Annotated in this window: 18 protein-coding genes; 13 read left to right on the top strand and 5 right to left on the bottom strand. The window is 50.5% G+C overall.

Annotation, left to right across the window (positions count from 1 at the left end):
* Positions 1 to 167: 167 nt before the first annotated feature.
* The 13 genes from PLA01S_RS27465 to PLA01S_RS27525 all read left to right on the top strand — a co-directional run bounded on the left by PLA01S_RS27465 (position 168) and on the right by PLA01S_RS27525 (position 18,220).
* Positions 168 to 506 (top strand): DUF2642 domain-containing protein, encoded by a 339-nt coding sequence (locus tag PLA01S_RS27465; protein WP_127595011.1) that lies wholly within the window; start codon positions 168 to 170, stop codon positions 504 to 506.
* A 169-nt stretch (positions 507 to 675) separates the two neighbouring features.
* A complete protein-coding gene (locus tag PLA01S_RS27470) occupies positions 676 to 1,452 on the top strand; it encodes an aminoglycoside 3'-phosphotransferase (protein ID WP_127595013.1) in 777 nt (258 codons plus the stop codon).
* A 19-nt stretch (positions 1,453 to 1,471) separates the two neighbouring features.
* On the top strand, positions 1,472 to 1,966 hold the full coding sequence (locus tag PLA01S_RS27475; RefSeq protein ID WP_127595015.1) for a GNAT family N-acetyltransferase: 495 nt from the start codon (positions 1,472 to 1,474) through the stop codon (positions 1,964 to 1,966).
* Positions 1,967 to 2,010: 44 nt separating this feature from the next.
* Complete coding sequence (locus PLA01S_RS27480) at positions 2,011 to 2,562, top strand: GNAT family N-acetyltransferase (protein ID WP_127595017.1); 552 nt, start codon at positions 2,011 to 2,013, stop codon at positions 2,560 to 2,562.
* Between the two features lie 224 nt (positions 2,563 to 2,786).
* The gene (locus PLA01S_RS27485) at positions 2,787 to 3,695 is read left to right on the top strand and encodes a carbohydrate ABC transporter permease (protein ID WP_127595019.1); all 909 of its coding nucleotides are present in this window, start codon (positions 2,787 to 2,789) and stop codon (positions 3,693 to 3,695) included.
* Between the two features lie 28 nt (positions 3,696 to 3,723).
* Positions 3,724 to 4,545 carry a carbohydrate ABC transporter permease gene (locus PLA01S_RS27490; protein WP_127595021.1) on the top strand — a complete coding sequence of 274 codons (822 nt, stop codon included), beginning with the start codon at positions 3,724 to 3,726 and terminating at the stop codon, positions 4,543 to 4,545.
* Positions 4,546 to 4,675: 130 nt separating this feature from the next.
* A complete protein-coding gene (locus PLA01S_RS27495; protein WP_127595023.1) occupies positions 4,676 to 6,037 on the top strand; it encodes an ABC transporter substrate-binding protein in 1,362 nt (453 codons plus the stop codon).
* A 132-nt stretch (positions 6,038 to 6,169) separates the two neighbouring features.
* Positions 6,170 to 7,969 carry a sensor histidine kinase gene (locus tag PLA01S_RS27500; protein WP_246059881.1) on the top strand — a complete coding sequence of 600 codons (1,800 nt, stop codon included), beginning with the start codon at positions 6,170 to 6,172 and terminating at the stop codon, positions 7,967 to 7,969.
* A complete protein-coding gene (locus tag PLA01S_RS27505) occupies positions 7,938 to 9,542 on the top strand; it encodes a helix-turn-helix domain-containing protein (RefSeq protein WP_246059884.1) in 1,605 nt (534 codons plus the stop codon). The genes PLA01S_RS27500 and PLA01S_RS27505 overlap by 32 nt, the downstream gene beginning before the upstream one ends.
* A 28-nt stretch (positions 9,543 to 9,570) precedes the next feature.
* Complete coding sequence (locus PLA01S_RS27510; RefSeq protein ID WP_127595027.1) at positions 9,571 to 11,436, top strand: DUF2264 domain-containing protein; 1,866 nt, start codon at positions 9,571 to 9,573, stop codon at positions 11,434 to 11,436.
* Between the two features lie 34 nt (positions 11,437 to 11,470).
* The gene (locus PLA01S_RS27515; RefSeq protein WP_174819263.1) at positions 11,471 to 12,595 is read left to right on the top strand and encodes a glycoside hydrolase family 88 protein; all 1,125 of its coding nucleotides are present in this window, start codon (positions 11,471 to 11,473) and stop codon (positions 12,593 to 12,595) included.
* Positions 12,596 to 12,802: 207 nt separating this feature from the next.
* Positions 12,803 to 13,855, top strand: coding sequence for a peptidylprolyl isomerase (locus tag PLA01S_RS27520; protein WP_127595031.1), 1,053 nt, complete (start codon positions 12,803 to 12,805; stop codon positions 13,853 to 13,855).
* A gap of 33 nt (positions 13,856 to 13,888) precedes the next feature.
* Positions 13,889 to 18,220, top strand: coding sequence for an S-layer homology domain-containing protein (locus tag PLA01S_RS27525; protein WP_127595033.1), 4,332 nt, complete (start codon positions 13,889 to 13,891; stop codon positions 18,218 to 18,220).
* 129 nt (positions 18,221 to 18,349) lie between these two features.
* Here the strand turns inward: PLA01S_RS27525 and PLA01S_RS32960 are convergent, their stop codons facing one another.
* From PLA01S_RS32960 to PLA01S_RS27550, 5 genes are all read right to left on the bottom strand, one after another.
* A complete protein-coding gene (locus PLA01S_RS32960; protein ID WP_307719778.1) occupies positions 18,350 to 18,475 on the bottom strand; it encodes a hypothetical protein in 126 nt (41 codons plus the stop codon).
* A 158-nt stretch (positions 18,476 to 18,633) separates the two neighbouring features.
* On the bottom strand, positions 18,634 to 20,055 hold the full coding sequence (locus tag PLA01S_RS27535) for an NAD-dependent malic enzyme (protein WP_127595035.1): 1,422 nt from the start codon (positions 20,053 to 20,055) through the stop codon (positions 18,634 to 18,636).
* Between the two features lie 35 nt (positions 20,056 to 20,090).
* Positions 20,091 to 21,617 carry a tripartite tricarboxylate transporter permease gene (locus tag PLA01S_RS27540; protein ID WP_127595037.1) on the bottom strand — a complete coding sequence of 509 codons (1,527 nt, stop codon included), beginning with the start codon at positions 21,615 to 21,617 and terminating at the stop codon, positions 20,091 to 20,093.
* 18 nt (positions 21,618 to 21,635) lie between these two features.
* Positions 21,636 to 22,091: a tripartite tricarboxylate transporter TctB family protein gene (locus PLA01S_RS27545; RefSeq protein ID WP_127595039.1), complete on the bottom strand. Its 456-nt coding sequence runs from the start codon at positions 22,089 to 22,091 to the stop codon at positions 21,636 to 21,638.
* 62 nt (positions 22,092 to 22,153) lie between these two features.
* Positions 22,154 to 23,161 (bottom strand): Bug family tripartite tricarboxylate transporter substrate binding protein, encoded by a 1,008-nt coding sequence (locus PLA01S_RS27550; RefSeq protein WP_127595041.1) that lies wholly within the window; start codon positions 23,159 to 23,161, stop codon positions 22,154 to 22,156.
* Positions 23,162 to 23,407 lie beyond the last annotated feature (246 nt).

Consider the following 23,407-nt stretch of genomic DNA (forward strand, 5'->3'; position numbering starts at 1 on the left):
CTGATATCGCAAGAAAAACTTCTTCTAACTGCGGTCTGTCATCTGTGAAGGTACGTCGATAGACGATTTTCTTACTTGTTGATATAAATATGAGGATTGTTAACATAGCGGCTCCTTCCCGGACATACATAAGGGTGTAGGATTAATATTGGCATGGGAGGTCTTTCATGAACAACCATAACAATCTTGGTTATCCAGCGCCGTCTGCGGGTTATGCACCGGGTTACTATGCCTATCCCCCGCCCCAACCTATACCACCGTATTACGCGCCGCGTACCCCGGCAATTCCGCAGCCAGCCCACTACGCAGCGCTGGTTGAACCGGTATTTATTGAGCATCTGCTGCGGCATAAAGGAGCCAAGGTGGTCATCATGACCACCGCGGGGAAAGTCGATGGGATCTTATCCGGCGTTGCGGTGGACCATCTCCAATTGACGGTCGGGGATCATAAGGCGCTGCACATTCGCTTAGCCGAGGTGGTATACTTCGAAGGCGTTCCGTACTAATAAACAGGTGAGCAAAAATAGTTTAAACCGAAAATTACCGGCTGGAAGGGAAGGATTAGGCCAGCAAATCGCCAATTCATACAGTACAGATCCGAAGGCGTTCCGATGGGGACGTCTTTATTCTATTGAACTGAGGCCGACCGATTGAACGGGTCGGTGTGGAGGAACGATGAAAAAAGTACGCATTCCATTCGACATCATGACGCTGCCTGTCAGCTTGCAGCCATATATCCAGACAGCTGTCGTCTATGACAGCAGCTCCTCGGAACAGGCCAGAACCCTGTACATCGAGGGAGGGAACCAACCTATGTTTTTAAAGATAACGAAACGGGATGAACTTAAGAGAGAAGGGTTGATGTCAAATTATTTACACGGAAAAGGCCTGGCTCCCAAGGTGCTGGCTTATGAGCAGCATGGCGAGAACGATTACCTCCTCACCGTTGCGCTGCAAGGGGAAGATGGAGTGTCCGAAGGTCATCTGAAGGATCCGAAGAGGCTGGCTTCCGTGTTCGGGGAGAGTTTGCGTTATCTCCATTCTATATCTGCTGCCGATTGTCCCTTTCCGAATCGAACGGCTGAACTTGTCCAGGAGTATCAGGAAGGCATCATGAACAAAGCGGGAGATATTAAAGGGTTTCCGGGTGGAAGAGAACAGGCCCTATTATGCCTTGAGAAGCTGCAGGGAACGGTTGATCATGATGTGCTGCTCCACGGCGATTATTGCCTGCCGAATTTGATTATGAGAGATTTCCAGCTTGAAGGTTTTATCGATCTGGGCAATGGCGGAATCGGGGACCTTCATTACGACCTCTATTGGGGAATATGGACGCTGCGATATAACCTGGGGAGCGATGACTACCAGGATATTTTTCTCGACCATTACGGTCGGAACGATTTTGATCCGGAGAGATTGGCGTTATGGACCGCATTGACGGATCGTATCTAGGGTGGAAAGGAAGATGCACATGAATTCATATCATATTCGAGTCGCTGGCCGGGAGGATGAATCCTTTTTGCGGGAAATGCTGTATGAGTCTCTGTATGTGCCCGAGGGAGAGGAGCCTTTTAGTCGAGACATACTCGAAGAGCCGTTCATGAAAAAATACGTGGAGGACTGGGGGCGAGCGGGCGATCTGGGCTACATTGCCGTGAATGCCGCAGGCAAGCCGGCAGGCTCGATTACCATCCGTTATTTTGATGAAGGGAACAAAGGGTTCGGTTACGTGAGCGATGACATCCCGGAGCTGGGCATGGCGCTGCTGCCGGAATCCCGCGGGCAGGGGCTTGGAACAGCCCTGATGAAGGAATTGTTCAGAGGAATGAAGGAGCAGGGGATTCAAATGGTATCGTTAAGCGTCGCTCCGGAGAATACGGCAGCTATGAAATTATATGAGCGTTTCGGCTTTCAAGAGGTAGGCATGAGCGGAACCTCTATCACGATGGTTGCGGATGTCATCTGAAACACGGGAATTGGATGATCTAATAAGGAAGATGGGGGATTACGATGCTGGTGTACGAGGCAGGGCCGATAACGGTTCGCGAGCTGGAGGAGAAAGATGAATGGTCCTTAGCTTCTTGGCTGTCCAATCCGGATGTGCTGCAGTATTATGAGGGACGGGACAATCCTCACGACGTGGAGCGGGTGCGGGAGCATTTTTACGTGGATGATGATGAGACTCGCTGCATCATTGAATATGAGGGGAAGCCGATCGGGTATATCCAGTTCTATCTTCTGGATGAAGAGACGTTAGGCGAGTATGGGTATGACGGGAGTGATTCGGGCGGGAGAACATTCGCCACGGATCAATTCATCGGGGAGCCGGATTATTGGAATCGAGGCATCGGTACGAAGCTCGTGACTTCCATGGTGGATTATCTCGTGTTTCAGAGGCAGGCCGATCGGATTGTAATGGACCCGCAGGCTTGGAATGAACGGGCGATTGCCTGTTACGAGAAGTGCGGTTTCCGGAAGGTCAGGCTGCTGGAGAAACATGAACAGCATGAGGGAGAACTGCGGGACTGCTGGATTATGGAGTATCGGGCGGAGCGAAATTAAATATATTTGGATATACAGGGATGGGCCAGCGTGGCTCATCCTTTTTTGTTTCGGCAAACGCACAAAAAGTAAAATTCGTTCCAAAATGCACATTTCTATTTCTTATAAGCGGTAAGCGACTTTTTTACAATGAAGATATCAAGATTCTACGTTCAACAGCATCGGTCTCAAATAGAGATACAAGTGAAATGGTGCTAAGCAAAAATGCCCAGGAGGAGAGACGTATGAAACGAACCAACAGATCTGCCCATCTCAGCATGGCAGCGAAGGAGCAAATTGCCGGATATTTATTTGTTGCTCCTTTAATGCTCGGGCTGTTTATTTTGACATTAATCCCTGTCATTGGGTCTTTGCTGCTAAGCTTTACGGATTGGAACTTCGTTGCCGGGATGGGCGCGATCGAATTTGCAGGCCTGAGTAATTTCGTCACCCTATTCAAGGACAGTGCGTTTATGCAGAGTTTGGTTAACAATCTGGTCTTCATTATTACCGTTCCGATTACAATGATCTTGGCCTTGGTGCTTGCGGTATTGATTGACCGGCATGTTTATCTGAAGGATGCTTTTAAGGTTATTTACTTTCTGCCTTATATTTCGAGTATCGTTGCCGTCGCCATGGTCTGGCAGGTGTTGTTCCACCCCTCTCTCGGACCCGTGAACAAGACGCTGATGTCCCTTGGCATAGACAATCCGCCGAAATGGCTGGCTGACATCGATTTTGCGCTGCCGTCCTTGATGATGATTCAGGTGTGGATCCTGTTAGGGTACAACATCATCATCTATATTGCCGGATTACAGTCCATCCCCAGAGATCTGTATGAAGCTGCCGAGATTGATGGAGCCAATACATGGGTGAAATTTCGCAGCATTACGCTGCCGTGCATATCACCGACCACCTTTTTCTTATTAGTGACGGGAATCATTGGTACCTTCAAGATCTTCGACCTGATCCAAGTGCTAACACAAGGCGGACCGGCTAATTCGACAACCGTTATCGTATACGAGTTGTACGATACAGCCTTCAACCAGCTGAAGACAGGCTATGCCTCCAGCATGGCTCTGATCCTGTTCCTGATCTGTCTGCTGATCACGGGTGCACAGATGCTGGCTCAGAAGAAATGGGTCAACTATTAAGCAATTTCAATGAAAGGAGGGAAATCCCATGAAATTAAATATATCCAAAGTGATTTGGACGATCGTTATGGCCTTAATCGGTATTCTATTTATTCTTCCGTTTGTATGGATGTTATCGACCTCCTTTAAGCCGGAGATGGATGTCTTCAAATTTCCGATTGAATGGATACCTAAAAATTGGAATGCGCTAGAGAACTACCAGACGGTATGGAGCGGACAGTTCGTTCGTTATTATTGGAACTCCATCTATATCACGATCGCTACGACCGTCATTAATGTGTTTGTGTGCGCGCTCGCAGCTTATGGCTTCTCCAAACTTCGTTTTCGCGGCAGAGATGCGATGTTTGTGCTTGTTCTGGCTTTGTACATGGTCCCGCCGCAGGCTTCGTTGGTCCCGCAGTTCTTATTGTTCAATTGGATGAATCTGATTGATACCCATGCGGGTCTGATCCTATTGAACAGCTTCAGTATTATTGGAGCATTCATGTTGAAACAATTTTTCATGGGCGTGAACAACGAGTACATCGAGTCTGGCAAAATGGACGGGGCGGGCCACTTCCGAACCTTCTGGCAGATTGCCCTTCCGCTTATCCGACCGGGTGTCGCTACTTACGCTATTCTCCGGTTCATCTGGACATGGAACGACTATCAATATCCGTTAATTTTCCTGAAGTCCAAAGATCTGTTTACGATCCAGCTCGGCATCCGACTCTTCGGCGACCAATACGGGGATGTATATTCCCTCATGATGGCTGGCGCCGTATCGGCCATATTGCCTCTGCTTATCATTTTTGCGATTGGTCAGAAGCAGGTTATCGAGGGCATTTCGCTTGGCGGGGTAAAGGGCTGAGAAGAAGTCAAAATAGTTTGGCTTCCGTAAAAATTGGGAACTACGCTGAAAGATCGATCATGATAGGATGATTTTGTAAGCACTTACTTCTATGAATAACGGGAAGCAGTTACTTTCGAGGAGGGTCAATATGAAAATCAAGAGATTATCGGCGATGTTGTTAAGCTTATCCTTTGCGCTTGTTGTTTCGGCTTGCGGAGGTGGAGGCAGCACGCCGTCTGATTCGGCCGCTCAAGGCAGCACGGACTCAGGCAAGGAAACAGCACCTGATCAAATTGTGTTGAAATTAAGCACGTGGCAGACGGATGCAAAAGCGCAGTGGAGCAAGATTATTCCAGAGTTCGAGAAGAAGCATCCAAACATCAAGGTGGAGCTGGATCTTCTGAACGAGAAGGGAGATTCGCTTGCTTCCATGCAAAAATTGGACCTGATGGCCGCATCAAATGACCAACTGGATATCGTTGAGCTTCCTTATACGAATTATTCGCAGCGGGCAGATATCGGACTGTTTGAACCGCTAGATAGCTACATAGAACAAGATGGCTACCAATATGATGATGAATACTTGGTGGATACCCGAGTCAACGGCAAAATTTACGCACTGCCATCCTCGATGCAGCGCTGGTTTGTGATCATGAACAAAGCGATGTTGGAGGAAGCGGGTTTGCCGATCCCTACGGACTGGACGTGGAAAGAGTTTGAGGACTACGCGAAGAAGCTGACCAAGGGGGAAGGCATCGAGAAACGATATGGTGCTTACCTGCACAATTGGCCGGATTACTTCCAGCTGCAATTGATGAGCAAGCCGTCTGATAATACATTTCTCAAAGGCGACGGAACATCCAATGCCAAGGACCCTCTGCTGAAAGCCAATCTGGAAATGATGAAGCGAATGATGTATGAGGATAAGAGTGCGAATCCGTACGAAGATATTATTTCGCAAAAGCTGGCTTACCGTAATCAATACTTCAACGGACTTGCTGCTATGCTCCCTATGGGGGATTGGATGGTAGCGGAGTCCGGAGGAACGGACGCCATTCCGGCTACCTTCGAAACTGTATTTGCACCTCTGCCTAAACTGGAAGGGGAAAGCAAACATTACTCCCCGGTACAACCGACATATATGGCAGTGGCAGCGAAATCCGAAAATAAAGAGGCCGCTTATCAATTCGTCAGATGGTATACGTCCGAAGGCCTGGAAATTGGGGGAAGAGTATTCTCAGGCTGGGCCAAGTCGGATACGGATAAGCTGATCGATACGATCGTAGGCTCCTCTAAAGATCCATCGAAGATCGATGTGGAGTCACTGAAATATACGATTAATAACACCGTGCCAGGGTCAGCCCCCGTGCCTGTAAAATATGCCGAGGAAGCAAAGAATGTTGTGATTCCGGAAGCAGAGCTGTATATTCTGAATAAGCATGATCTGGACAAAACGATCGACAGCATCGATCAGAAGATTACCGAGGTTGTGAATAGTAATAAAAATTAGGCTGAGACACAGAATGTGATATGCCTAATGCAGCAATAGGATACGAGGATGGTCAAGGGGAAAACTCAGGTTTTCCCTATTCCAATTCATTAAGATTTGAGGACTGCATCTGTGATGATTCCCAAATTTTCATTGCGAAAAAAATTAATCTGGTCAGCACTGCTATGTTTTCTGCTTCCCCTGGGCGGAATATATTGGGTTACCAATTATTTAACCAAAGATCTTCTGCTGGACAGGGCCATTGTGAGCTCAGAGGATGCACTAAAAGCTGTTCAATCCGATGTGAACAGCGTTCTGGATCAAACATTGGAGCTGTCCAACATGGTGCTGACGAACTCGGAGATCAGACAGCAGATTATGTCCAGGCAGAAAGAGGGCACGCAGGAATACAAGAATGAGATCCTTGTAAACTACAGCCGCTTAATCCGGCTGCTCGATGAGCTCTTCGGGCAGCATGATGATTATTATGTCACCATCCTGGGAAAGAACGATTTTACATATACCAATTACTCTCACAACGATTTTAATCCGGCCATCTTATACAAGCAGCCGTGGTTCGCGGAGCTTAACCAAATTCCCTCGTTCTCAACCTATTGGGTCGGATTACAGGACAATTATTTTCATGCTGTCGACAAGGAGGATTCTTATCTGATTACGATAGGGCGACCGATAAGAACATCCTCCAACAGCATCATCGGTTATGTCATCATCAGTGTGAATGAACGTAAGATTCGCAGCCATCTCCAGAGCGGCTCTAATCCAGACCAGGATATGATGCTGCTGGATGAGGAGGGCGTGGTCATCTCCCATTCCGATCCGTCCCTAATCGGAAGCAGAATGACCTGGTGGAATCAGGATGAGCCTACACGAACGATTGAAATGGACGGCCGGGAATATGTATACGCCGAGCAGTCCATTCGCCCGAATACTTGGAATCTGGTCAGCTTAATTCCCTTATCATCGGCCGTTTCCAAGTATAAACAGATTTTATTAATCAGTTTTGGGCTGCAGGTGCTTTTCTTTACCTTATTCTGTATTCTGCTGATGGTGTTGATCTCGGCATTTACGAAGCCGATGAGGGAGCTGAGCGGCTTCATAACCCGCATTGGCCGGGGTCAGCTGGATATCCGCTCGGGAATACGCGGTAACAACGAGGTGACTCAGCTCGCACGGACGATCGATCATATGCTGGACAGGATCGAATCCAATATCGAGCAAATTACCGTGGAACAGGCAAAGAAGCGAAAGGCCGAGCTGGAGATGCTGCAGGCTCAGATCAACCCGCACTTTATGTTTAATCTTCTGAATTCCATCAGGCTCAACATATTGATCGAAGGGGATAAGGAGAACGCCGAATTGATTGCTTCCTTGTCTTCCCTGCTGCGCATGACGATTAATCGCGATAATGAATTTATTCCGCTTCATGAAGAGGTGCAGACGGTTCATCACTATATCCGGCTCATGAATTTCCGGCATGCCAACCAGGTGAGGCTTGAGGTGAATTACGAGGCAGGCTGCGAGCAAGCATTAGTTCCACGCTTCATGATTCAACCGATCATTGAAAACGCTATTATTCATGGTTATGAGCAGTTTGCCGGGGTCATCTTTATTGAAGCGGTCCATATCACTGAAAAAGGAGCCAATGACATCAGCATAACCGTCCGGGACAACGGGATCGGTATGAGTGAGGCTACGCTTCAAGAGCTGCGTGCCAATGTGGACCCGGTTCAAGGGGCAGCAGCACCTGCCAAAAAGGGATTTTCCGGTATTGGTGTCAAGAATGTATTCCAGCGTCTTCGTCTGATCTACGGAACTAACGCCCAACTGGAGGTTCACAGTGAACAGGACATTGGAACAAACATCACGTTAAAGTTTCCATTCGAGGTGGAGAGAGGTGAGCATGGTGCTGACAGCGATTCTGGTGGACGATGATTATCCTGTTGTGCGCTATTTGTCGCAAAGCATTGCGTGGAAAGAGCTTGGTGTTGAATTGATCGGTTGTTACTCAAACGGTTTGGAGGCTTGGGAGGATGCGCAGCTCAAGCAGCCTGACATTATTATTACGGATATCGGGATGCCCAAGATGAATGGCCTGGAGATGCTTGAAAATTTCAATAAAGTGAATCCCTTGTTTCGAGCCGTCATTTTGTCCTGCCATAACGAGTTCCACTACGCGCAACAAGCAATGAAGCTGAAAGTGAGCGATTATATCCTGAAAGAAAGCCTGGATGTAGAACAGCTGCAGCAGCTGCTGCATCATATCGCCGTGGATCTGAGCGAGGAAAAGCATAAAGCCGCGGAAGTGATGATGTATATGCAGAAGGAATCGCTCAACCGATCCGCCCTAAAAGATAAACTTCTGAAGGATACGCTGTATCAGTTATCCTGGACGAAGGAAGCGTGGATTAAGCATGCCCGGTTAAATGGTGTCGACCTTCAGGCCAGATATTACTTGCCTTTCGTTGTCTCTATCGACCGTATGCCCGAAGTTTCAAGGACCCGCAAAATGAACGATTATACGATTGCATTCGCGGTCGAAAATGTGCTGCAGGAAGTGCTCGATTCGATGCATCGCAGCGTTATTTTTCATTACAGCAACAAAGAGCTGGTCGTTCTCATCTGTTGCGAGGAACCCGTTAAGGAACAGCAGATACTCTACTATTCCTTGCAGCGGGCGATAACGGCCATGAAACAATATTTGAAAATATCAGTTACCTGCCTATTGGGACGGGAAGCCGCAGCACCTGAGGAGCTCCGGCTCATATTAATGCCCATGCTCAAGGAATGGAGCCATCGCTTTTATCTGGAGGAATCCAGCATCTGCCGGTTCGAGAAGGCGTCTTTCACCAGCGGGGATATGTATGGAGAATATGCCGTATTCTTCTCGCGGATCAATGACATGCTGGCCTTGAATCGGCCTGAACATTTGGAGGAGATTGTAAAGGAATGGGCGGTATGGGTAGAAACGAACCGGTTTCCCCCTGCCGATGTGAAAGAATGGGTGCTGCAGCTGCTCATGGACTTACAGATGAAAACGAAAGTGACATTGCAGGTTCAGGACAGCATAACGGAAGAGAAGCTGTATGACGCGATCAACGATATTCATTCTATGGAGCATCTGCGGAGCTGGATCATGGCATATCTGACGGAGCTCTCCCGCAGATTAAGCGTATTATCCATCCGCTCAAAACGTTCCGAGATCATCCGGGCACAGAAATATGTGATTCAGCATGTGACCGAGAAATTGACGCTTGAAGAGATGGCAGGTTATTTAAACCTGAATTCAAGCTACTTCAGCCGCCTGTTTAAACGTGAAACGAACCAGAATTTTATCGAATATGTCAATATGGTCAAGCTCCAGAAGGCGAAGCAGCTGCTTCAGCAGTCTAATAAGACCGTCGAGGAGATATCGGATTATTTGGGTTATGCCAATAAGAGCTATTTTATCAAATTGTTCAAGCGGGAAATTGGCATGACGCCGAGCGAGTTTACGTCTTGGAGTTAATTAGCGATAAGAGAAGGGAATTAAGACCATGGAGCTGACAGATGAAACGTTACAAGGCTTATCGCTTTGCACCAAAGCCGATCTGCAGAAGGCTCTCCTGAATATGTTGGAGCCTTTGAAGCAGCGCTTCACCTCGGGATATGCCGGACTAACGCTCGGATCTACAGCAGCCATACATAATGAAGCCATCGCTCTTATGGAGGCTTTTGCCAGACCCTTATGGGGATTGATTCCCCATGCCAGCGGGGGCGGCGAATCGGATTTATGGCCCCTGTACCTGAAGGGAGTCGTGAATGGTACGGACCCGGAGCATGCCGAGTATTGGGGAGAGTTTGCGACCCAGGATCAGCGCATGGTCGAGCAGGCGGTATTCGGATTTGGACTGGCGCTTGCTCCGCACAAGCTGTGGGAGCCATTGCAGGAGCAGGAAAAGCAGCAGCTGTACCGGTGGCTCAATCAGATCAATCTCGTGGACCATTCCAATCCGAACAATTGGCTGATGTTTACGGTGCTTGTAAATATGGGTTTCAAGAAGGTAGGCATGCCTTACAATCAAGCCATTATGGATGAGTACCTCGATATTATCGATACTTACTATTTAGGCGATGGATGGTATTCCGACGGCAAGACGGACCAGCGGGATTACTATATTCCGTTCGCGATGCACTTCTATACGCTGATCTATGCGAAGCTGATGGAGCAACATGATCCTGAACGTGCACGGATTTATAAGGAGCGGGCGAAGACGTTTGCAGAGCAATTCATTTATTGGTTCGCCAAGGATGGAAGCAGTCTTCCCTTTGGGCGAAGCCAGACCTATCGCTTTGCCCAGGTTTCCTTCTGGTGTGCGCTCGTATACGCCGGCGTCGAGCCATTTTCCCTCGGCGTAATCAAAGGGATCATTATGAGGCATTTGCGGTGGTGGCTTGCGCAGCCCATCTTTACGACAGACGGCTTGTTAAGTATCGGGTATGCCTACCCCAATTTGATCATGGGGGAGAGCTACAATGCGCCGGGATCACCATACTGGGCGTTTAAGTCATTTCTTATATTGGATTTGCCGGATGATCATCCGTTCTGGACGGTGGAAGAGGAGCCCCTGCCAAGCTTGAAGTCGGTGTCAGTCCAGCCTCATGCCAGAATGCTGATATGCAAACCGGAGGATGATGGACATATAACAGCCCTGGCTTCCGGTCAAATGGCTAACTTTGATATGGCGCACAGTGCAGCCAAATATGCAAAATTCGCCTACTCTACGCGGTTTGGTTTCAGTGTCCCCAAAGGGTATTATGGCCTCGGACAGGGGGCTTATGATTCGATGCTTGCTCTAAGCGAATGCGATGAGCATTATCGTGTACGGCGCTTTTGCGAGGAGTTCCGCATCGAAGAGCAGTATGTTTACTCTAGATGGCTTCCTTGGCATGATGTCGAAGTGCGGACATGGCTGGTTCCTGCAGGACTGTGGCATGTACGGATTCACCATATCCATTCAAGCCGCTGCCTGACTGCGGCCGAGGGCGGATTTGCCGTGGGAAGGATGACGGATTTTGCCCTGAGCGAGACCGAAGCGGTAAAGGCGGAACCCCAACGGGTGGCTGCGATGATGCCGGGTGGAATCAGTGGAATCGTCAATGTACAAGGATACGGCGGCGCGTTGATGGTTTACCCGGAGGCCAATACCAACCTGCTTAAGCCAAGAACGATGATTCCGACGTTAACCGTCCAGCTGGAGCCGGGCGAACATGTTTTGATATCGGCCGTATACGGAGCTTCAAACCGTGAGGAGAACCGTAGACGCTACGGCCTCGCTCCGATTGTAGAGCGCACACTCGAAGGAAACATCGTCGTTACGGATGCCGAGAACGGAAGCGTCCTTTTTCGTTTGGACATTTAGCACGAACAAGCATATGAGCAAGGGGAGGATGAACATGTGGAAGGGCGCAATTGAGGATGCCATTCGGAAAATTAAGCAGAATATAATAAAGTATCCGGGGAAATTACCGCATATTACGGAAGGCCAGCGATACGAGTGGGGCGATAATAACGACTGGATCGAAGGATTCTATGTCGGGATGATGTGGCTTGCATACGAGTATGGACAAGATTCCTTCTATAAGGAGGCGGCTGAGTCTTACTTGACCAATTTCAAGGAACGGCTGGACGGGCACGTGGCATTGGATCATCATGACATCGGTTTTCTATACTCACTGTCCGCTGTGGCGCAGTGGCGTGTAACGGGGAGCGATGCGGCTCGTATCACGGCACTTCAGGCAGCGGATACCTTGCTGGCACGGTGGCGCCCCCGAATGGGGATGATTCAGGCATGGGGACCTGCGGATGATCCTGAGAACGGAGGACGGATGATTATCGATTGTCTGCTGAATCTCCCGCTGCTGTTTTGGGCGCATGAGCAGACGGGTGAATCGAAGTATTACGATATTGCCATGAAGCATGCCTTGCAGAGCCAGAAGTTTCTGGTGCGTGGGGACGGGTCCTCCTACCATACGTTTTATTTTGACATTACCAATGGAAATGCGCTTCGGGGAGGCACACATCAAGGGTACCAAGACGGATCGACCTGGACACGTGGTCAGGCTTGGGGGATATACGGTTTTGCACTGGCTTACAGATATACGAAGCATGAGGCATTTTTGGATACGGCGAAGCGTCTTGCCCGATATTTTATCGAACGTATGGCTGAGGATGCTGTTGTCTATTGGGACTTCGATGTGCCGATTGATGAGGGCACACCGCGCGACAGCTCGGCATCGGCTATCGCAGCGTGCGGATTGCTTGAGCTTCTGGAACTTATGGAAGACCGTGATCCGGACAGGATGCTGTTCGAGAATGCCTTGAACCGCAGCATGAGCGCATTGGTGGAGCATTATTCAACAATGGACCTGCCGGATGCGGAGGGGCTGTTAAAGCACGGATCCTACCATGTCAGGGGGGACCGGGCGCCGGATGATTATATGATCTGGGGAGATTATTTTTATTTGGAGGCGCTGGTCCGGCTAGAACAAGGAATTAAAGGCTATTGGTACGAATCTTAAAGCTGAAATATGTAACGGATATTGACCTCTGTCGGCGATCTGCCGGCAGAGTTTTTTTGTGACCTGACGAACAGGGCGAGGCAGCGGACGCAAAGAGGTAAAAATCGTGTGGCATCCGTCAAATTTGTTCATTATATCTGTTTTTTAACTTTCCTATAATAAGATTAATTCTAAATGTAAGTGCTTACAAATGGATGGGGGGAGATTATGTTTGGGAAAAGGCCTACAGCCCGCACGTTCATACTCCTGTTATTTAGCCTTGTTGTGGCAACCGTGATGATCGCCGTTGTCTTGAACATGGAGATGCGAGCTTCAGCGCATGAAGTCGTTCTCACGATTGACGATGAACCCGTTACGGTTCAGGAGTTCCAATTTTTTTTACGGCAAAATAAAGCATGGACCACCAGCTACTTCAAGCAGAAATACAATGCCGATTATAGTGAAGACTTTTGGACTTCTGCTTATGAGGGAGAAACACCGCTTGACTACGCCAGACAAAAAACGGTGCAGGATGTAACACGCATAAAAACCGAACAGAGCCTGATGAAGCAGCACGGGATCATTCAGGATGGTTCCTATGCGTCCTTCTTAAGGGATCTGGCAGCGGAGAATGAAACTAGACAAGAGAAAATTCGGGAAGGGCAGCCGATATATGGTCCTCAGCAGTATGGGGCCGATTCGTTTTACTCCTATACGCTGAGCATGAATTATCAACGATTAATCGATACGTTGGTTAAGCAAACAAGGAATTCGCTTGGCGATGAGGAGCTGAAGGCCCTTTATGAAGAGGTTAAACCCGATTATTTTCATCTGGGGTATGCGTTCGTCTATGAAAAAGTAACAGCCTCAGGCAAGAGGTCCTTTCGTACCCTGAATACCCTTCAGGAGCTTGTGCTCTCTGAGAAGTTAAGTGTTGAGGAAGCTATCGCACGGTGGAGTCCTTCTACAGGCGTTGAGGTGCAAAAAGACACGCTGGATATAGACACCAAATCCAAAGATGATGACGGAGCACGTTATCTACACGATGTGCTGATGTCTACTCAGCCGGGTGAGTTTACCGCCATTCAACAAGATGCGGAAGGCTCTATGATGTTCAGGCTTCTCGATACCAGGGATAAAGGCTACGCGCCGTATGAGCAGGTTAAAGCTTCCCTGGTTCAACTATACATTCAGAAGCAGCTGGAACAGCAGGTAAGTCAGAAGTTACACGATGCAAACATTCGGATCAACGAGGAGGTGCTGAGGTCGGTTTCGTTCTGATGACCCAAAGAATGTATCAGGAGGGATGATGTAATGAATCGCGGGAAAAGAAACAGCAAGCGAAGGTTGCTTACCGTTTGTCTCAGCATGATATTGACGGTTTCCTTGGGAGTTCCGGATCTGCCCGGGAATTGGGTAAGCGCAGCTGAATCCATGGAGGCAGCGGCGTCTGTTCAGGCTGCGACGGGAACGGTCTACTATGTCAGCGCGGACGGCGATGATGCCAATGATGGAAAGTCAGAGAGTCAGTCTTGGAGAACGCTCGAGAAAGTGAACAGCATGAACTATGGACCCGGTGATCGTATTTTATTTAAAGCCGGGGATGTGTGGAATGGATCACTCAAGCTTCGGGGAATATCCGGTACGGAGGATGCGCCGATCGTGTTCAGCAGTTATGGCGATATTGTGGGGCATGGCCGGCCGGTTATTAACGGGAACGGCACAACGACCACGGAGAGATCGGCAATTATAGAGAACTACAGAGGCGTTTCGGATAAGACGATGTCGGCCACCATCGATGTAGTGGATGGCAGCTATCTGGAGTTTTCCAATTTTGAGCTGACCAACTATCATCCGGATATCATCTCGCAACGAGCGGGTATCAATATCCGCACAGCCTCTACCTCGGTATCGGAATGGGAAGCGAATCCTCACATGGGGATTGTCGTCAAGAATAATTATATTCATGATGTGAACGGCAATCCAAAGGGCTGGAAAATCGGAAGCGGCGGGATCCTGATTCTCGGTAATATTACGGATGTTCTCGTTGAGGGCAATATCGTGAAGCGGGTGGATATTGAAGGGATACGTAACGCCGGACTTTATAAAGAAGGCGATATTAAAGCCAATTTTCCGCGAGTCTTCAAAGATATTATTTTCAGAAACAATTATGTAGAAGAAGTTCAGGGCGATGGCTTTGTGATGAGCAACGTCGGCGAGAATGGCCGAATGGAATATAACACCGTAGTCAAACACTCAGCTAAAGACGTGGGGAATGTCAACTACGCGGGACTTTGGGTCATCGCTGTCAAGGATATGGTCATGCAGTATAACGAAGTGTACGGCGGGGTGTACGGGTATAACGACGGCCAAGCCTTTGACGTGGACATGTTCTCGGAAGGAGCGCTGTACCAATACAACTACAGTCACAGCAATCGCGGGGGCTTTATGCTCTTTATGGACGGTTCAACGAATTCCGTGGCCCGGTACAATATCAGCGTGAATGACGGAGACGGAAGATATCTGCTGCATTATTTACCGACACAGGCACAGTATGCACCTCTGATTCATAACAATACGTTTTTTACAGACGAGAATATCTCCACCAAAATCTTTAACACTTCGGGCAAGTATGCCCGGCTCTATAACAACATCTTCTATTCCAAGGCAGATACGCCTATGGGTGCCACCTCCTTCTCCGGCGGGGAGATCAAGAACAATATTTTCTATCCGGGAACGGGGATTAAGGGTGCCGTATTCCCGGGTGCAGTCGTAGAGGACAATATCTTTAAAAGCCCGAAGCTCGCCAGACCGGGTGAAGAACCGAAAGATATCATTCAGGCAGATGCGAGCCTCTTCGATGCCGAGAAGCTGAATGGTTATAAGCTGTTATCGGATTCGCCTGCCATTAATGCAGGACTGGATGTGAGCGCACACACCCCTTCGGTATGGGGCAAGGCAGATAAAGACTTTTACGATAATCCCCTGACTGACGGTAAAGCGGATATCGGGGCGCATGAATATTCGGGTGATGCACCAGCTCATCAGGTACCTGAAGTACTGCCCATGGCGATGAAACTGAATCAGGACAAGCTGGACTTGTATGCCCAGCAGGCGGGCCAAACGTTAGCAGTTGAATTCACACCCCAGGACGCATGGTTCAAGGGGATAAAGTGGTCCAGCAGCAATCCGCGAGTCGCGGCAGTAGATGCGAAGGGTTTCATCACTCCGCTGAGCCCGGGGAAAGCGAGCATCAGGGCCGAAAGCACGTTCAATGCTGCCATTTATGCGGAGACGCAGGTTACGGTTCATCCCCCATCCGTGCTGAAGTCGTATCAAGTCGGGGCAGATCAAGCGGAGATATCGGAGTCTCATCCATCCGTGCAGCTCCGAGTCGACGGCGTGACAGAGGAAGGCATTACTCTGAAACATGCACCTTATTACAAAGTTCAATACAGGACGGACCAGGATCGGGTCACCGTGGATCAGGAAACCGGAATTCTAACGGTAAATGGTGATGTCTCCGGTATGGACAAGATTGAAGTCACGGCTGATGTCGAAGAATACAGCGACATTCAGTATTCACAGAGCTTTGAAGCGGGCTGGGGAGACTTCGTGTCGGAGACCGGAACGCCAATTGAGACAGGGGTCATCTCTGATCAAGTGGCGTATCAAGGAGAACGAAGCGCCTTATTTGTAAAAGGGAATGGCAGCAATGCGATACAGAAGCTGTTCGGATCACCGCAGCAAGGCATTGTAACCATGATGTTGTATGACGACGGCTCCAAATCGGGGAATACCCGAGTTGTTGCCCATGTCGGAAACGCAAGAAGCCAGCTGCTCGCCGGTATGGGCGTGCTGGATGATGGGAACCCGAACTATGGTTCCCAGGACTATTATTCCGTGAGGGCAAGCGGTGTTTCAACGGCTTGGGAAAAAACGAGCATTAAGCGTAGTAAAGGCTGGCATGAACTGAAATGGGACTATACCTCGGGAACCGAATTAAACATGTACATCGATGGTCATCTGGTGAAAACGACAAACGTGATCACCCATTTCGACCGGATTGTGCTTGGCTTCCTGTGGGACAGCGCGAACGGCCGTACCTTTGCCTTTGACAATATCAAGTATGCTTCGACGGATGGCAAGGTGACGAAACCGGCTGAGAAACTCACGCTGTCCGTACATCAGACAGTGGATAGAGCTGCCTTGAACCAGGCGATTACCGTCGCCCAAAGCGTTTATGATCCTGCCGTTGAAGGAACTGCACCGGGGCAATATCCAGCAGGTTCGAAACTCCAGTTATTCGATGCCATCGAAGCTGCCAAGGCAGTGCTGAACCAAGCAAATCCGAAGCAGGCGGAAATCGACGCAGCGGTCACTGCACTTCAAGCGGCTGTGGCAGCATTCCAGTCCTTGGTGATCGTGGACCCGGGAGCTCCGGTGGATAAGAGTCGTTTAAACGAAGCGATTACCGTGGCCAAATCGGTGTATGCCGAGGCTGTGGAGGGAGTAGAGCCCGGACAATATCCGCCGGAGGCCATGCTGCGGTTCCATCACGCGATTCAAGCAGCAGAAGACGTGATGACAGATGAGGATGTATCGCAAGCGGACGTCCAGGCTGCCATCCGTGCCATATATGCGGCCCTTGCGGAGTTTAAAGGGAGCATGATTCCAGGAAGTAAAGTCCCTTCTTGGTCAGGAGGCATACTCACAGCGGAAAATGTCTCTGCCACCAGTGTTCATCTTCATTGGTCAGGTGAGGTTCAGGCAGATCAAGTTGAAGGCTATAAAATATCTCGGAATGGGGCTGAATTAGCCACGGTAACCGGGTCAGTGTACCGTTATCATGTCACAGGACTAAGTCCTGACAGCATATACAGCTTCAAGGTTGAAGCAGGCAGTAATGGTGAGTGGAGCCACGACGGGCCAAGTATTACCATCAGAACAGCCGCAATCGTAACGGAGCCTGGCGGCGGTTCATCGGATGGAGGGACATCGTCGACCACCCCATCTCCAACCGTTCCGAAGACCGAGAATCCGGAGGAGTCCAGGGAAGCCGAAGAAGATGACAAGGAAGTAGCTGAGAAGCCGAACCCTCCGAAGCTGGAGGTGCATCTTCAGGATATTCGTAAACACTGGGCTTCAAAGGCTATTGAGAAGGCTGTGGAGCTTGGTTGGGTACAGGGATATAAAGATTATACCTTCCGTCCAAACGCCAAGATTACACGTGCCGAGTTTGCAGTGTTGTTAGGAAGGGCGATGGGATTGGACCAGGGCCAGCAGGGGACAATGAGCTTCGAAGATGCGGACGGGATTCCTGTTTGGGCTAAAGCATTTGTTACAGGGATTGTTAAAGCCGGAATCATGAATGGCTATGAAGATCGGACCTTCCGGCCGGCACAAGAACTGACACGTCTGGAGATGACGGTCATGATCGCCAGAGCAAAGAAACTTCCATTAGACCCTCAAGGTAAGGTCTCCTTTGTCGATGCAGACCAAATCCCTGCATGGGCTCAGCCTTACGTGGCAGCAGCTGTTGAGGCGAAACTGGTTCAAGGCAGAGGCCAGGGGGTGTTCGCTCCACAGGCTCATGCTACCCGCGCTGAATCTGTCAGTTTAATTGTTGCAATCCTCGGCGAGTAAGCCAGAGCCGAGCGTACATGCAAAGAGCAAGAGAGTACGGTTTCCTGTTAGGACCGTACTCTCTTGCTCTTTTTCTTTAAGTACTCATACCCTTACGGTTCAAGTAGGGTTGCTCTGATATCTTAGGGATCAATCCTCCTTCAGCTGCAGCTGTAGACGGTGCTTGGCGAATACTTCCCGCATGGCGGCTTTCGCTTCCCATTGGTCCGGACCGTAAACGTAGAGAAGGTACGTTTGGTTGCGGTACAGTGTCATGCTTAGTCCCAGTATGCTTTTTGCGTCGATTTATTGATCCGGCCCAAGGACGAGTACGATGCTTGATGAGAAATCATTCGACCTCATATTGATGTCCACGATGGCTCGTATGCTGCTTCCCATTTATGAATCCTCCCCGTTTCATGGAATCGTACTCGTTAACGGTATTCCCTTGGGATTCGGCGCGCGACCCCGGTTCGGATGGCTGCCTGGATGACAAGGTCCCGGATGCCGCTGACGACTTGCTGGTTGAATACGCTCGGAATGATGTAATGCCGGCTCCGTTCCTTGTCCGTCACCGCCGAAGCAATAGCTTCGGCCGCGGCGAGCTTCATCTCCTCGTTGATAGTGGAGGCTCTGCAGTCCAGGGCGCCGCGGAAAATCCCCGGAAAGCATAACACGTTGTTGATCTGGTTCGGATAATCCGATCTTCCCGTTGCAATGACGCCCGCGATATCCTCGGCCTCCTCCGGCAGAATCTCCGGGATCGGATTGGCCATCGCGAAGACGATTGGACGCTCTGCCATCGCTTGGACATCCGCCCTCGTCAGGATTCCGCCGGCAGACAAGCCGATAAACACGTCGGCGCCTTGGATGACGTCTTGGAGTGATCCGGAACGCCGTTCGGTGTTGGTATGGCTGGCGTACCACTGCCACATGGCATGGTCATACGTCTGATCAGCGGTCAGCGCGCCGAGGCGATCGACGCCGATGATATTCTTCACGCCCGCTGACATAAGTATTTTGCTGCAGGCAATGCCGGCGGCGCCAATGCCGCAGACGACAACCTTCAGATTATCCACGGATTTACCGACGACCTTCAGCGCATTGATCAAGGCTGCATACAGGACGACGGCCGTTCCGTGCTGGTCGTCATGGAACACCGGGATGTCCAATTCCTCGCGGAGGCGCTGCTCAATCTCAAAGCATCGCGGCGAGGAGATATCCTCCAGATTGATACCGCCAAACGCGGGAGCGATCGCTTTGATCGCCGTAATGATGCCCTCGGTATCCTGCGTATCCAGGCAGATCGGGAAGGAGTCCACGTCTGCCAGCTGCTTGAAGAGCATCGACTTGCCTTCCATCACCGGCATGGCCGCATAGGGGCCGATATTGCCAAGCCCCAGTACGGCGCTGCCGTCGGAGATTACGGCCACGGTGTTGCGCTTTACGGTTAGCGTAAAGGCCTTGCGGGGCTCTTCGTGAATGGCCATGCACACGCGCGCGACATCCGGGGTGTACACGCGGGAGAGGTCGGCGCGGTTCTGGATCGGCGCTTTCAGCTTGGTCTCGATCTTTCCTCCCAAGTGCAGCAGGAAGGTGCGATCAGATAGATGCAGCAGCTGAACGCCGGACATGCTGCGAATGCGCTCGGCAATAATGTCGATGTCGACGGTGTCGATCACGGTGATGGTAACGTCTCGAATCGTGGCATGCTTGCTCGTCTGAATGACGTCAATGGCGACGATATCGCCGCCTGCCTCGAAGATGGCGGCCGCGACTTGGCCGAAGTTGGCTTCTTCCATATGCATTTCGATTCTTGCGATGACACTTTTGCCGCCTAATTTGCTGGTATTCATGACTGCCTCCTTGGCCTACGATATACGTATGATGGTTAGCCTTCTTCGTTCACGACAACTTCCTTGCCTCTTCGCTTGAGCAGAATCGGAACGATAATCCAGAGCAGGGCGATGATGAGGAATGCCAGGGACATCGGCTTCTGCAGGAAGATCATAAAGTCGCCGTTGGATGTGGTCAGCGCCCGGCGCATATTGTTCTCGATCATGGGACCCAGCACGAGTCCGAGTACCAGCGGCGCGAGCGGAAAGTCATTGCGGGCCAGCAGGAAGCCGGCAATGCCGCAGATGAGCAGGAGGACCAGGTCGAAGATCTGTGCTTGAACGGCGTAAACGCCGAAGATGGAGATGGCAATGATGATCGGAATGAGATATTTGGCCGGGGTCTGGATGACCTTGGCGAAAACCTTGACCAGCGGCATGTTCAGCACGAGCAGAAGCAGGTTGCCGATGAGCATGCTGGCGATCAGTCCCCATGCAACTTGTGGGTGCTCCTCGAACAGCAGCGGGCCTGGCTGGATGTTGTACATGATGAGCGCCCCCATCAGGATGGCAGTTGTCCCGGAACCGGGAATGCCCAGCGTCAGCAGCGGGATCATGGCGCCTCCGGAAGCCGCGTTGTTGGCGGATTCCGGGGCAGCAACGCCAGCGATGTTGCCTTTGCCGAAGGATTCCGGATGCTTGCTGACCTTTTTCTCAACGATATAACTGAAAAAGGAAGCAAGCGTTGCGCCGGCGCCCGGCAGAATACCGATAAAGAAGCCGAGGATCGAGCCTCGGGCAATCGGTCCCGCGCTATCCTTCAGGTCTTGGCGTGTCGGCAGGATGCGGCCGATCTTGGAAGTTGGACCTGCTGCGTAGTCTTTCTCCAGGATGGATTTAAACACTTCGCCAAGGGCAAATAAACCGACGGCAATCGTTAGAAATTCCAGTCCGGAGTACAGGATGGGGATATCAAAGGTGAACCGGGCGACGCCGGATACGGTATCCATGCCGATGGTAGCAAGCAGCAGACCGAATACGGTCATAATGAGTGCCTTCGTGATCGATTTGCCTGCAAGCCCACTTACTGCACAGAGTCCCAGCAGCATGAGCGAGAAATAATCGGCTGGCCCGAATTTAATGGCTACATTGGATAGAGGCTCCGCCAGTGCGATCAATGCCACAAGCGCGAAGAGCCCGGCTGCGAACGAGCCGATCGCAGCGATGGACAAGGCAGGGCCTGCCCTGCCTTGCTTCGCCATCTGGTAGCCGTCCAGCGTCGTAACGACAGACGAGGACTCTCCCGGCGTGTTCAGCAGAATCGAAGTTGTAGATCCGCCATACATAGCTCCGTAATAGACGCCTGCCAGCAGAATAATCGAGCTGGTTGCAGCCGCTTCCGCCGGCAAGCCGCTAGTCATGGAGGCGGTGACAGGGATCAAAAGCGCGACGCCGCTCATCGGACCGATGCCGGGAAGGACCCCGACCGAAGTGCCGATCAGCACGCCTAAAAAGGCGAAGAGCAGATTATGCCACTGCAAGGCGGTCATAAAGCCATCCGCCAAATAATCCAGAACGTTCATTGTAGATTCCTCCCATGCTCATGATAGCCAAGACGGGAAGCCCGGCATGGAGCCTTCCAGCAAGATAACAAAGATGACGTACACGCCGCCGGAGAACAGCGCGGAGATTAGAATGGATTTCAGCCACTTGCCTCGTTCCAGCGTCTGAAACGCAAACAGGAGGAACAGGAAGGTACCGATGATATATCCGATGAGTTCCAGGAAATAAGCATAGAGAAAGGCTGCCGCAAAAATCATGAAGAACCGTTTGTAGTCCAGTTTCTCTGTATGGTTCTCCGTCGGCCTGGCTTTCAGGGCTTCATAAAACAAACGAATGCTGAGCAGCACAAGCGCCAGGCCGAGGCCGAACGGGAATATGTTAGGGCCAACGGTGCTTCCGTACGCGGATGAGCTGATCTTGGCGCTCTGCCACATAAAGCCGATGCCAAGGAGCAGGAAGACGATGCTGGCGTAACGGTCAAACGTTCTGTTCAAGGTTGACACCTCCTCAAGGATGAAACGGGAGAGGGAGTGCGCCACCCCCTCATTCCAAGGCGTTACTTCTGCATGCCTAGAGCCGTAAGCAGCTCTTGTACATCTTGTTCTTGCTCTTCAAGGAAGGCCTTGAAGTCAGCGGCGTTACGATACTCACTAGCCCAATCGTTAGCAACGAGCTCTTGCTGCCATACTTCGTTCTCGGAGAGGTCCTTCAGCGTTTTATCCCAAAAGGCCAACTGCTCTTCCGTCAGTCCCTTCGGACCGAATACACCGCGCCAGATGGTGAATTCGGCGTCCAGACCGAGCTCCTTCAGGGTCGGTACATCCGCGAAGTCTCCGCCGAGTCGTTCGCTTGAAGTAACGGCCAGGATTTTGATCTTGCCGGCCTTCAAGTAGCTACCGAGGGAAGAGATGTCCGTGCCGATCGCATCGGCATTGTTGCCGAGGAGCGCCGCGATGGCCTCGCCGCCGCCATCATAGGATAAGTACTTCACGGTTCTCGGATCCACGCCGGACTTGAATGCAGGCAGAACACTGATCAAATGGTCCATCGAGCCCGGAGCGGAACCACCCGCTAGTGTGACGGAGGTCGGATCGGCTTTGATCGCGTCGATCAGCGATTGCAGATCGGTGAATTTGGAGTTTGCCGGTACGGCAATCGCTCCGAAGTCTTTGGTCATTTGGGCGAGCGGCGTCACGTCCTTGTAGCCGAATGGACTGTTCCCTTCTTTTTTCAGATTGTTAATTAGAATAGGCGGGGAGCTGACGAACAGCTTGTAGGGGTCTTCGTTGTCTTTAGCTACGTATTCCGCGAGAAACACGGTTCCGCCGCCGCCAGGCTTGTTCTCAACGGTCATCGTCTGTTCGATAAGCTTCGTTTCCGTTAATACCTTGGTGAGAGATCGGGCGGTTTTGTCCCATCCGCCGCCCGCCCCTGAAGGTGCGGTCACGATAAATGGTTTTTTCGGATATTCGCCGGTGCTGCTTCCGGGAGTACTGCAGGCTGTCAGGCTCATCGCCAGGACAAGCGCAGCGGTTATGATTTTTATGCCGTTTCGTTTAAGCATGGATAAATTCCTCCTTATCATTGACCGAGAGTTCGCAATATCTGTAAGCGCTTACTTAATGAAGTTCCTTCATACTATCATCGAGCGTCTGGCTTGAATAGAATTGCGACATAAGTTGAAAAAACTTCATTTCGCTAATTTTGTTCATAAAATTTACGGCTGATTTTTTTACAGGACTATGTTAGAGGTATGATCTAGAATACAATAGGAAAATCAGAGACATGTGTGTTTAGACGACCATGCGTA

The sequence above is a fragment of the Paenibacillus lautus NBRC 15380 genome (genome assembly GCF_004000945.1).
Classification (GTDB): domain Bacteria; phylum Bacillota; class Bacilli; order Paenibacillales; family Paenibacillaceae; genus Paenibacillus_AQ; species Paenibacillus_AQ lautus.

Bases quoted from the DNA above. Each gene is read 5' to 3' on its own strand.
- PLA01S_RS27470 (WP_127595013.1), top strand. From the start codon at position 676: ATGAAAAAAGTACGCATTCCATTCGACATCATGACGCTGCCTGTCAGC.
- PLA01S_RS27515 (WP_174819263.1), top strand. From the start codon at position 11,471: ATGTGGAAGGGCGCAATTGAGGATGCCATTCGGAAAATTAAGCAGAAT.
- PLA01S_RS27520 (WP_127595031.1), top strand. From the start codon at position 12,803: ATGTTTGGGAAAAGGCCTACAGCCCGCACGTTCATACTCCTGTTATTT.
- PLA01S_RS27550 (WP_127595041.1), bottom strand. From the start codon at position 23,161: ATGCTTAAACGAAACGGCATAAAAATCATAACCGCTGCGCTTGTCCTG.
- PLA01S_RS27495 (WP_127595023.1), top strand. From the start codon at position 4,676: ATGAAAATCAAGAGATTATCGGCGATGTTGTTAAGCTTATCCTTTGCG.
- PLA01S_RS27510 (WP_127595027.1), top strand. From the start codon at position 9,571: ATGGAGCTGACAGATGAAACGTTACAAGGCTTATCGCTTTGCACCAAA.
- PLA01S_RS27540 (WP_127595037.1), bottom strand. From the start codon at position 21,617: ATGAACGTTCTGGATTATTTGGCGGATGGCTTTATGACCGCCTTGCAG.
- PLA01S_RS27525 (WP_127595033.1), top strand. From the start codon at position 13,889: ATGAATCGCGGGAAAAGAAACAGCAAGCGAAGGTTGCTTACCGTTTGT.
- PLA01S_RS27535 (WP_127595035.1), bottom strand. From the start codon at position 20,055: ATGAATACCAGCAAATTAGGCGGCAAAAGTGTCATCGCAAGAATCGAA.
- PLA01S_RS27480 (WP_127595017.1), top strand. From the start codon at position 2,011: ATGCTGGTGTACGAGGCAGGGCCGATAACGGTTCGCGAGCTGGAGGAG.
- PLA01S_RS27465 (WP_127595011.1), top strand. From the start codon at position 168: ATGAACAACCATAACAATCTTGGTTATCCAGCGCCGTCTGCGGGTTAT.
- PLA01S_RS27490 (WP_127595021.1), top strand. From the start codon at position 3,724: ATGAAATTAAATATATCCAAAGTGATTTGGACGATCGTTATGGCCTTA.
- PLA01S_RS27505 (WP_246059884.1), top strand. From the start codon at position 7,938: ATGGTGCTGACAGCGATTCTGGTGGACGATGATTATCCTGTTGTGCGC.
- PLA01S_RS27485 (WP_127595019.1), top strand. From the start codon at position 2,787: ATGAAACGAACCAACAGATCTGCCCATCTCAGCATGGCAGCGAAGGAG.
- PLA01S_RS27475 (WP_127595015.1), top strand. From the start codon at position 1,472: ATGAATTCATATCATATTCGAGTCGCTGGCCGGGAGGATGAATCCTTT.
- PLA01S_RS32960 (WP_307719778.1), bottom strand. From the start codon at position 18,475: ATGACACTGTACCGCAACCAAACGTACCTTCTCTACGTTTACGGTCCG.